Genomic DNA, 10,783 nt, shown 5'->3' with positions numbered 1-10,783 from the left:
GTTGTCCTCTGGGGGGTTAACGGCCGGTGGCGTTAAGGTCCGCCACTTCGGAGGCGGTGAGGGCGCGGCCGTAGACGCGGAAGCCGTCCACGGCGCCGTCCAGGTACGGGTCGCCCGCGTACTGGGATCGGCCGATCCAGTTCTGCGTGGTGCTGCCGAGCGCGGACGGCCGCAGGGTCAGCGCCGTGTTCCGGGCCGTCTCGACGCCGTTGACGTAGAGCACGCCGACGTTGCCGACCTGCGTCACCGCGACGTGCGTCCACGCACCGGACGGCAGTGGGGCGGGCGCGTCGATGCGTTGTTCCGCGCCCGCGCCGCCGGTGGTGATGGCGAACCGGAGGCCGCCGGCCGAACTGCGCGGGGTGAGGAACAGGCACGTGGTCGGGCCGGTGCCGAAGTCGAACACCCGGGACCACGTGGTCACCGATCCGAGCCACACCCAGGTGGCCACGCTGAACGCCGTCGCACCGGTGAGCAGACCGGCGGGCAGCAGCACGTGCTCACCGGAACCGCCCAGGTCGACCGCCGAGCCGCTGCGGCCCGTGGTCCACTTGGCGCCACCGGCGAGCGTCGCGGTCCGGCCGTTGCCGGTGGCGTCCGCCGCCACCGAGCCCGCCGCCTCGTCGAACGGGTAGTGCGCGATGAACGGCGGTGGCGCGGGAGTGTCCGTGACGTTCCAGTAGACCGTGTAGCGCTGCCCGTGCAGCTGGTAGAACGGCAGCAGCGTCACCTGGCCGGTGCTCGCGGTCGCGGTGTACCGCAACGGGGTGGTGGTGGCGCGCAGGGTCGCCGGTTGGAGGGTCGGCATCGACGTCAGGTTCGTCGTCCCGTACCCGCCCGCCAGCACGATCGGGCCGTGCCGGACCGCCTGCACGGCCGGGTTGTCCGGGGTGCTCTCCCGGGTCAACGTCATCGGCAGGCCGACCTCCACCACGTCACCGCTCGCCCAGGTCCGATTCAGCCGCGCGTAGGTGCCGGGCACGACCGGCACGTCCTGCACCGCGCCGTTGAGCCGGAGCTGGGAGCCGGCCGCCCAGGACGGGATGCGCACCCGCAGGTCGATCGGGCCGGAACCGGTGACGGTGAGCCGGGTCGTGGGCGACTCGGGGAAGCCGGTGTCCTGCCGCACCGTGATCCCCCGGCCGGGCCAGGTGAGCACGGAGGCGATGAACAGGTTGACGTACAACGTGTTGCCCGCGTGGAAGTAGACGCTGTCGCCGTGCTTGGAGTTGGTCTCCATGCCGGTGCCGTGGCAGCACGTGAAGTCGTAGTAGTCGTTGCTGTAGGTACGCTGACCGCCTGGCCTCAGCGGAACGTAGTAGCTGTGGTGGCCGTGCGCCGACGCCGGGTTCTGCGCGCCGAGCAGGTGGTTGTAGAGGGCCTTCTCGTAGAAGTCGAAGTAGTGCGCGCGCTGGTCGGTGCGGAACAGCTGCCGGGTCAGCTTGAGCATGTTGTAGGTGTTGCAGCACTCGCACGTGTGGTCCGACAGCTCCGACGCGATCCGGCCCGGCGTCTTGAAGTACTCGCCGTTGGAGTTGCCGCCGATGGCGTAGGTGTGCGCGCCGACGACGATGTGCCAGAAGTTGGTGGCGATGTCGCGGTACCGGGCCAGACCGGTGGCGTGGTACTCGCGGATCGCGCCCAGCGCCTTGGGGATCTGAGTGTTGGCGTGGTAGCCGTTGAGCGCGTCGGTGTTGGCGGCCAACGGGTCGAAGATCTCGGCGTGGTCGAAGTACTGCGCGGCGGTGAGGTGCGCCGGGTCGCCGGTGAGCTGGTACAGGTTCGCCAGCACCTCGTTCATGCCGCCGAACTCGGTCCTCAACATCGCCTGCCGCTGGGCGAGGGTGAGCCTGCCGTTGCGCCAGCCGACCCAGGCGGCCATCCGGGTGAGCACGGTGAGCGCCTGGGCGTTGCCCGCCAGCAGGTGCATGTCCAGCAACCCGGCCATGATCTTGTGCAACGTGTAGTACGGCGCCCAGACGGCTTGGCGTTCCTCGACCCTGGTGATGAAGCTCTCCGGGAACGCGGACAGGTAGCCGGTGTTGTACCCGGCGGCCTGCGCCCGGTCCTGGCACACGGCGAGCTGGGCGACGAGGTGGTCGCCCTTGGTGCGGAACGCGGTGTCGCCGGTGCGGGCGTAGGCCTGCGCGAGCGCCGTCAGCACGTGACCGGTGGAGTGGCCGCGCAGCTCGGTGGTCGGCGACTCCCACCCGCCGCACGCGACGGCCGTGGACGGCAGGCCGACGTTGAGCCGGAACGTGTGCAGCAGGCGTTCCGGGTCCAGGAACTTCAGGTACGTGTGGGTGCGCCCGGTGTTGGACTGGAACGGTCCGGCGAGCAGGCTCACCGCGCCGAGCGGGAAGGGCTCCGCCGAGACGCCGATGTCGGGTCGCGCGGCGGCAGTGGTCGGGGCTGAGGCGTGCGCGGTGGCGGCGGGCAGGGCGGTGGCCGCCGCGGCGACCACCGCCCCCGCGTGCAACACGGCCCGACGAGAGGGCGTGGGCATGTGCGTCACCTTCCGTAGCGGTTCTTCAGGTGCCGCCACCAGTCGCGCAGCATCCAGATGTCGAACTCGGTGATCGTCGACGAGCTGCCCGCCTTCATGATGAAGCCGCCCACTCCGCTCGGCGTCCAGTCGTAGAAGTCGTCCAGCCCGAACGTGTGGCCGATCTCGTGCAGGAGGATCGTCATGCTGTCGTTGTTCAGGTTGTTCACGAAGTACTCGCTGGCCATCCGCTGGCCCCAGTCACCGCCCGCGCCGCCGCCGAACCCGGTGGTCAGCCACAACGACTGGTCGTAGTGCCGCGGGGTGCCGCCGGGGCAGTCGGGGTAACTGCCGTTGCGGTTGAAGAACCGGCCGCACGCCTCGGCGCACTGCGGCGCGTTCTCCCGGATGTTGTTGACGTAGATGTCGACCGACGAGTCCGTCCACTGCAACTGGGCGCGGTCGCGCACGGCCCAGCCGACGACCTTGATCGGCACGGTGGCGTACGGCCAGTTGTTGTGGCCCACCATGACGTCCATCCACTTCTTGTACTGCTGGCTGAGCTTGGCGTGGATCTGGTCGCGCAGTGCGACGGACACCGGGGCGGGCGAGTCCCAGCGGACGCAGAAGTTCAGGTAGCCGCCGTTGGCGAACACCTGGTCCCAGCCGTAGTTGCGGAAGCCGTACAGGTCGCCGTAAGTGCTCTCCTGGTGCGCCCACACCTCGTTGAGCGGGGTGACCAGGTTCGACGGCGGGTTCCAGCTGCCGGGGTTGCCGGGGTTGCCGGGCGCGTTGGTGTGCGCCTTGATCTCCAGCAGGCCGACGGACGCCGTGCCGCTGTTCAGCAGGACCCGCAGCCTGGTGGTGTTGACGGCGGTGAACGTGACCAGGTTGTAGCGGTCCGCCGCGATCGGGTACCCGCTCGCACCCGTGACGTCGACGTACGCGCTGCCGTTCCAGGACTGGAGCTTCCACGACGCGGGCACGCGGACGCCGCCGCCGTCGTCGAAGAAGTACACCTCGGCCGCCCGGATCGTCTGGGTGGCCGTCCACGTCAGGTCGACCCACTGCTGGCCCTGGTTCGGCCAGGTGCCCCAGCGCGGGTTCTGCGTGTCGTTGGAGCGCGGTGGGTCTATGCCGTCCTTGACGGCGGCGACGCTCTCCCACGGCGACGTGTACGACGCGCTCGCGGTCGCGGTCCACGCGAGGTTGTCGCCGGGCGCGGCCACGGCGGTGGTCGGCGAGACCGCGCCGCTGACGGCGACCGCGCCCACGATGACGGAAAGCACTGTTCTCTTCCAGGATCGCGACATTGCGATCCTCCTTCCGGTGTGCCGGAACGGGTTCAGCCCTTGACTGCGCCGGAGGTGAACCCTCGGACATAGCTGCGTTGCATGGCGGCGAAGAGCACGAGGCAGGGCACTGCCATGAACACCACGCCCGCCTCCAGCGCGGCGTAGTCGATCGACCCGTGGCTCGCGGTGCGCAGGTTGACCACGGCCAGCGTGGTGGTGAACTTGTCGGTCGAGTTGAGCAGGATCAGCGGGGCGAAGAACTCGCTCCACGAGGTCAGGAACGCGAACAGGCCCACGGTGACCAGGCCGGGCCGCACCGCGGGCAGCATGATCCGGACGAGCGTGCCGACGCTGGTGCAGCCGTCGACCTTGGCCGACTCCTCCAGCTCCACCGGCACGGCCTCGAACGAGTTGCGCATCATGAACACCGAGAACGGCAGCTGGAACGTGATGAGCACCAGGCTCAGCCCGATCAGCGAGTCCTCCAGCCCCAGCCGGCCGAGCAGCACGTACAGGGCGATCAGGATCGTCGCGTACGGCACCATCAGGATCGCCAGCGTGAGCAGGAAGAGCACGTCACGGCCGGGGAACTTGAACCGGCCGAACGCGTAGCCACCGAGCGTGGCGATGAACAGCGTGCCGCCGACGGTGAGCGCGCTGACGATCACGCTGTTGAGCACGTGCCGGAACTCGACGCCGTTGGCGGAGTTGAACAGCCGGTCGTAGTTCTCCAACCCGAACCCGGTGTCCGTGCGCACCGACGCGAAAGCGCTCCACACCAACGGGAACAGGAACAGGATCGCCAGCGCCGTGCCGGTGACGTAGTAGCCCCACCGGGCGTTCTGCTTCACTCCGACGCCGGTCACGACGACCTCCGGCGCAGCACGCGGAACTGGATGGCGTTGAACACGAGCAGCGCCGCCAGCAGGACCACCGAGATGCCCGCCGCCGAACCGAGGTCGAGCCGCACGAACGCCTCCCGGTAGATCACCATCACCAGCGAGGTGGTGCTGTTGTCCGGGCCGCCGCGGGTGAGGATCCAGAACTGGTCGAACGCCAGCAGCGAGCCGGTCGTCATCAGGGTGAGCACCAGCGCGATCGTCGGCCGCATCAGCGGCAGCGTGATCCGGCCGAACGTCTGCCACCGGTTCGCGCCGTCCACCCGTGCGGCCTCGTAGACGTCCGGCGGGATGGCGTGCAGGCCGGTCAACAGGATCAGCATGGTGAAGCCCGCGAACCTCCACAGCACGAGCAGCACGGCGGACGCGAGCGCGGAATCGGGGCTGCCGCTGGTCCACGACACGTAGCCATCGACCAGGCCCAGCCACGACAGCAGGTCGGTCACCGGCCCGATCTCGTCACTGAGGAAACCGAGGAACAGCAGTGACGCGCTGGCGAAGCCGACCGCCATGGGCAGGAAGAACGCGGTCCGGAAGAAGCCCACGCCGGGTCGCCGGTGCTGCACCAGCAGGGCCAACCCGAACGCGACCACGAACAGCAGCACCGTGATGATCACCGTGTACTTGACCGTGAACCAGGCCGCCGAGCGCAGCAGCTCGTCTTCGGGGATGCCGCTGTAGTTGGCCGGCGCGTTGAACTTCGGCTTGCCCAGCAGCGGCCAGCGGTTCAGCGACATCCAGACCACGAGCGCCAACGGCACCAGGAAGAACAGCCCCACCATGACGGCCGTGGGCGCGGCGTACGCGGCGCCCACCAGCGCGCGCAGCCGACGTCCGGTCCGCGGCGTGGTCTGCCGAGGTGGTGTGTCGCGCACCGTCGGGCGTGACGTCGTAGTCGTGGACATCCGGGTCTCAGCCCTGCTGGAGCGACTTGGTGATGGCGCTGTTGCCGTCGGCCAACGCCTTGCCCGCGTCACCGAACAGCGCGCCGCGGACGGTTTGCAGCCACGGGCTCTGCGGGTCGTTGAACGACACGTTGAAGTTCCGCGCGTACGGAGTCCGCCCCTTGGCCACCAGGCCGTTGATCAGCACCGTGCGCGGGTCCGCCGACGAGTACTTGTTCGCCGCGAGGTCGGTGCGGGTCGGCACGCCCTTGTTCTTGGCCACGACCTCCACCTGCGCCTCGTCGGACGTCGTCCAGGCCAGGAAGTCCCACGCCTGCTCGACCTTCTCCGTGGTCGCGCCGATGCCGAGCGCGTCACCGCCGACGAACGTGGACTCGCCGCCGGTCAGCCCGCTGATCGGGGCCACGCCCAGCCGCAGGCCCTGCTGTTCGAGGGCGTCGAGCCAGACCGACGGCGCGGGCGCGATGCCGACGTTGCCGCTGCGCAGCGCGCCCAGCCAGGTCGGCCCGGCCTCGTCCTTGGACGCGGGCGCGGCCACGCCCTCCTCGTACAGCGCGCGGTAGAGGGCGAACACGTCCGCCATCTCCGGCGAGTCGACCGTCGCCTGCTCGCCCTCGGCGTCCAGCACGTCGCCGTTCGCGGCCCACACCGACGGCCAGAGCGTGAACTCGACGCACCCGCCGCAGTTGCCGCCGAAGTAGGTCCCGTTCACGTCACCGCCGAGCTGGTCGACCTTGCGGGCGTGGTCGGCGAACTCGCGCAGAGTGGTCGGCGGCTTCTCGGGGTCGAGGCCCGCCCGCGCGTACAGGTCCTTGTTGTAGAGCAGCACTGATAAGTCGATGGTGTGCGGCAACGCGTAGTTCTGGCCCTCCCATGTTCCGGCCCGCACGTGCGACGGCGCGATCCGGTCCTTGACCGCGAGCCCGGCGAGCCGGTCGGTGAGGTCCACCCAGAGCCCTTGCGAGGCGTACTGGGGCGCGAACACCACGTCCGACGCGAACAGGTCCGGCAGGGCCTTCGCGCCCGCCGCCGACGCCAGCTTGGCCGGGTACTCCTCGTTCGGGTAGGCCGTGACCTCCACCTTGTTGCGGTGGGTGGCGTTGTAGGCGTCGGCGTAGGCCTTGGACACCGATTCGGTCGCGGCGCGGGTCCACAGGGTCAGCACCGCGCCGTCGTCCGCGTTGTCCGTTCCCTGGTCGCCACACGCCGTGGCCAGGACCAACACGGCCGCCATCACGGCGGAGGCAACAGCTCTTGTCGTCACCGGTCTCTCCTTTGAGCACGGTCGAAAGCGGTCTGGACGGGTCAGGTGGCGGGCAGCCAGACCCGCATGGTCGACGGGCCGCGCCGGGCCCAGCGGTGGTAGGGCACGAGGTCGAGCGAGGTGGTCGGTGTGGTGGCCGATCGGGGCTCGGCGCGGCCGTAGGGCCACGATTCCGCGCCTGGAACGTCGAACCGGGCGCGCACCGCGACGCCCGCCGCCGTGTCGACCGGCGGCACGGACTCGTCCACGCGCAGGGAGTCCAGGTCGAGGTCGCCCACCGCTTCGGCGCAGTACACGAGCGGCCCGCGTTCCACCGCCACGCACCCGCGCGTCGCGTCGATCCGCGGGTCGGGAGCGGTGAACCGCGGCCGCATCGGCAGTTCCAGCCGGATCTCCTCGCCCACCGCGAACTTGCGGTACACGACGATGTCGCCCGCCGACACGTGACGACGCCCGTACGTGGTCACGAGTTCCGCGCCCTCCGCCCATTGCGGCACACGCAGCGTGATCGACCACGGTCGGTCGTCAGTCTTTGTCACGCGCACGGTGACCACGCCGTCGTCCGGGAAGCCGGTGCGCATGGTCAACCCGACTTCACGCCCGTCGGCCAGGCAGGTGGAGATCTCCGCGTCGGCGTACTGGTGCAGCCGGAGCCCGGTGTCGTCGACCGTGACGAGGTAGCACGACAGGGCGGCCAGCAGCCGTGCCGCGTTCGGCAGGCAGCACGACACCTCGAACCACGGCGCGCGCGGCCCGCCGCCGAACCCCAACTGCTCCTCGTCGTCCGGGAGCGCTTCGGCCGCCGTGCGCTGGTGCAGGGTGTGGGCGTAGAAGAAGGAGCGGCCGTCGTCGCCGATCGCGGTGGCGACGACGTTGTAGAGGATGCGCTCGATCACCTCGTCGTAACGCCCGTCGCCGGTGGCCAGCAGCAGCCGCCAGGCCAGCATGATCGCGGCCACCCCGGCGCACGTCTCGGAGTACGCCCGGTCGGCGGGCAGCACGAAGTCGTCGCCGAACGACTCGTCGGCGTGCCGCGAGCCCATGCCGCCGGTCAGGTAGGTGCGCCGGGCCCACGTCCGGTCGAACTGGGCCGCGACGGTCCGGAGCAGCTCGTCGTCACCGGTCTCCACCGCCACGTCCACCGCGCCGGCGGCCAGGTAGAGCGCGCGCACCGCGTGGCCGTGCAGCACGGTGGTCTGCCGCACCGGCTGGTCGTCGCTGAAGTAGGTCCAGCCGAAGTGGTGGCGCGGCAACGTCCGGTGGCCTCGCCGGTCGACGAACAACGCGGCCTGGTCCAGGTAGCGCCGCTCCCCCGTAAGCCGGAACAGTTCGACCAGGCCGAGTTCGATCTCGGGGTGCCCGCACACGCCGGGCGTGCCGTCGGGGCCGAACGTGTCGCAGACGTGGTCCGCGGCACGGCGGGCCACCGCGAGCAACGGATCCGCCTGACCGCCACCGGTTCGAGCCCGCGCGACGGCCGCCTGGAGCAGGTGCCCGGTGCAGTACAACTCGTGGCCCCACAGCATGTCGCTGTACCGGTCGCGCTGGCCGGGGCGACCGAACGCGGTGTGCAGGTAGCCGTCCGAGGCCTGCGCCGCCGCGACGATTCCGGTCAGCTCGGCGATCCGCGCCTCCAGCGCGACACCGCCACGGCCGACCTCCCAGGACATGGCCTCCAGCAGCTTGTAGACCTCGGAATCGGTGAACTCCCGGCCACGACGGTCGACCGGGGCGGCGTCGGGCCCGGTGAAGCTGCCCGTCCAGCCGAGCCGGTCCATCCACGACCGGGCGTGCGGCAGGGTGGCGGCGGCGTTGACCTCCTGGCGGGCGTGCCAGAAGCCGCCGGTGATCCGGACTTCGTCCTGCCCCAGCGGTCGGAGCGCGCCGCGTGCCGGGACGACGGGGCGTCCTCCGACGGCAGTGCTGTCCGGCGACGTCACTGTCATCCCAACCTCCCGCGGTCCGGTGCTCGTTCCGACTGTGGCAGCCGAAAACCTTTTCGGCAATCGTCTTCCCCGGTACCGTGAAGCACTTGGTTCACGCTCGTGAAGTGCGCCTACAATCGGTTCGGCAATCGACAAACTTTTCGAAAGGCTTTCGATGGGCAGACGGCGGTCGGACGCGGTGACCTTGAGCGACGTGGCGCGGCTGGCCGGCGTGTCGATCTCCACCGCGTCGAAGGCGATCAACGCCCGGGACGAGGTGGCGCCCGCGACCCGTGACCGCGTGCTGCGGGCCGCCGCCGAGTTGTCGTTCCAGCCGAACGCGTTGGCCAGAGGGCTGATCTCCGGGCGGACCCGCACCATCGGGCTGCTCACCGACGAACTCGGCGGACGTTTCGCCATCCCGATCCTCCTGGGCGCGGAGAACGCGTTGGCGAACGAGCAGATGTCGGTGCTGCTGTGCGACGCGCGTGGTGACGCCATCCGCCGTCGGCACTACATCAGCACGCTGCTGGCGCGGCAGGTCGACGGGTTCATCATCCTGGGCGACGACAACGACATCCGGCCGTCACTGACCCGCGACATCCCGGTGCCGGTGGTCTACGTCTACTGCGAGTCCAGCGATCCGACCGACCTGTCGGTGATCGCCGACGACGAGGGCGGCGCGCGCCTGGCCGTCGAACACCTGGTGTCGTTGCAGCGCAAGCACATCGGCCACATCACCGGGCCGCAGACCTACCGCGCGGCGCGCGACCGCGTCACCGCGCTGCACCGGGTGCTGGGCGAGCACGGCCTGACCCTCGCGGGCGGCGCGCCGCTGTACGGCGAGTGGTCGCAGCGGTGGGGCAGGCACGCGGCCCGGATGCTCCTCGCGACGGATCCCGACGTGGACGCGGTGTTCTGCGGCAACGACCAGATCGCCACCGGCGTCGCGGACACCCTCACCGACATGGGGAAGCGGATTCCCGAGGACGTGGCAATCGTCGGCTACGACAACTGGGAGGAGTTCGCCGCCGACTGCCGCCCGCCGCTGACCACCGTCGACCTGGACCTGGAACGCCTGGGCACCACGGCCGCCCGCTACCTGTTCGACGCCCTGGACGGCCAACGCCCCAGCGGCGTGATCCGCCACCCCTGCCGACTGGTCGTCCGCGAGTCGACCTCACCCCGCTGACCAAGCACTTGCCCGACCAGACACCCCGCCCGACCAGACGCCCCGCCGGCAGGCGGCACATCAGGGGATGGTGATCGCCTTCATCCGCTCCATCTCGTCGGCCTGGGACACGGCCACGTCGTTGGCCATCTCCTCGACCCGCACGTCCCGGCCCGAGGACAGCACCTCTACCGCCATCCGCACCGCACCCTCGTGGTGGGCGATCATGAGCTGGAGGTAGAGCCGGTCGAAGTCCGCGCCGGTGGCCGCTTTCAGCGCGGCCATCTGGTCCGCCGTGGCCATGCCGGGCATCGACTCGTGGCCGACGTCCGGCAGGTCGGCGCTGTGACCGTGCCCCGGAGCCGCCTCGGCGTACTGCCGCTGCCACTGCTCCATCGCGCCGATCTCCGGCCCCTGCGTGTCGTAGATGCGCGACGCCAGGCCGCGCACGGTCTCGTTCTGAGCGCGTTCGGGAGCCAGCGCGGACATCTCCAACGCCTGCTTGTGGTGCACGATCATCCGAGCCACGTACTTCAGGTCGGCCTCGCTCGGCGCGACCCACTTGTCCGTGCCGAAGTCCTCGGGCGACATCGTCTGCGCCTGCTCGCCCGGACCCTGCGGCACGATGATCGACGGCTGGTCGTCCGCCGTGGACGTGCAGCCCGCCAGGACGGCCACCAACACCGCGACGAACACGATCCGCATACCGTTACCCCCTGATGCCTCCGGTCGGCCGCCAACCTACCCGGCCATCCGACCTGCGGGAAGCCACAAAATTACCTCCGATCAGCCCTGGTCTTTAGCGTTGCGAACGGGTAATACTGCGGGCCCTGCATGGG

At 70.1% G+C, this 10,783-nt stretch carries 8 protein-coding genes; 1 reads left to right on the top strand and 7 read right to left on the bottom strand.

Going from position 1 to position 10,783, the window contains the following annotated elements:
- Window positions 1-16: 16 nt before the first annotated feature.
- Genes F4560_RS06145 through F4560_RS06120 form a run of 6 tightly spaced genes read right to left on the bottom strand, consistent with a single transcriptional unit; the run spans window position 17 to window position 8,794 of the window.
- Window positions 17-2,506 (bottom strand): glycoside hydrolase family 127 protein, encoded by a 2,490-nt coding sequence (locus F4560_RS06145; RefSeq protein ID WP_184917367.1) that lies wholly within the window; start codon window positions 2,504-2,506, stop codon window positions 17-19.
- Window positions 2,507-2,511: 5 nt separating this feature from the next.
- The gene (locus F4560_RS44195) at window positions 2,512-3,798 is read right to left on the bottom strand and encodes a hypothetical protein (protein ID WP_246477746.1); all 1,287 of its coding nucleotides are present in this window, start codon (window positions 3,796-3,798) and stop codon (window positions 2,512-2,514) included.
- A gap of 32 nt (window positions 3,799-3,830) precedes the next feature.
- Complete coding sequence (locus F4560_RS06135) at window positions 3,831-4,646, bottom strand: carbohydrate ABC transporter permease (protein ID WP_312868587.1); 816 nt, start codon at window positions 4,644-4,646, stop codon at window positions 3,831-3,833.
- Entirely contained in the window at window positions 4,643-5,584 is a 942-nt protein-coding gene (locus F4560_RS06130) for a carbohydrate ABC transporter permease (protein ID WP_184917364.1), read from the bottom strand. The genes F4560_RS06135 and F4560_RS06130 overlap by 4 nt, the downstream gene beginning before the upstream one ends.
- A gap of 7 nt (window positions 5,585-5,591) precedes the next feature.
- Window positions 5,592-6,848 (bottom strand): ABC transporter substrate-binding protein, encoded by a 1,257-nt coding sequence (locus F4560_RS06125; RefSeq protein ID WP_312868584.1) that lies wholly within the window; start codon window positions 6,846-6,848, stop codon window positions 5,592-5,594.
- A 41-nt stretch (window positions 6,849-6,889) separates the two neighbouring features.
- Window positions 6,890-8,794 carry a glycoside hydrolase family 127 protein gene (locus F4560_RS06120; protein ID WP_184917361.1) on the bottom strand — a complete coding sequence of 635 codons (1,905 nt, stop codon included), beginning with the start codon at window positions 8,792-8,794 and terminating at the stop codon, window positions 6,890-6,892.
- Window positions 8,795-8,948: 154 nt separating this feature from the next.
- On the opposite strand from F4560_RS06120, the gene F4560_RS06115 reads away from it, so the two are divergent.
- Window positions 8,949-9,965 carry a LacI family DNA-binding transcriptional regulator gene (locus F4560_RS06115; protein ID WP_184917358.1) on the top strand — a complete coding sequence of 339 codons (1,017 nt, stop codon included), beginning with the start codon at window positions 8,949-8,951 and terminating at the stop codon, window positions 9,963-9,965.
- A gap of 60 nt (window positions 9,966-10,025) precedes the next feature.
- Here F4560_RS06115 and F4560_RS06110 read toward each other — a convergent pair whose 3' ends face one another.
- Entirely contained in the window at window positions 10,026-10,649 is a 624-nt protein-coding gene (locus tag F4560_RS06110) for a DUF305 domain-containing protein (RefSeq protein ID WP_184917355.1), read from the bottom strand.
- Between the last annotated feature and the right edge of the window lie 134 nt (window positions 10,650-10,783).

Source organism: Saccharothrix ecbatanensis (genome assembly GCF_014205015.1).
Classification (GTDB): Bacteria; Actinomycetota; Actinomycetes; order Mycobacteriales; family Pseudonocardiaceae; genus Actinosynnema; species Actinosynnema ecbatanense.
Note: the sequence above shows the minus strand (reverse complement) of the source record. Positions and strands in the feature narration are given on the sequence as shown.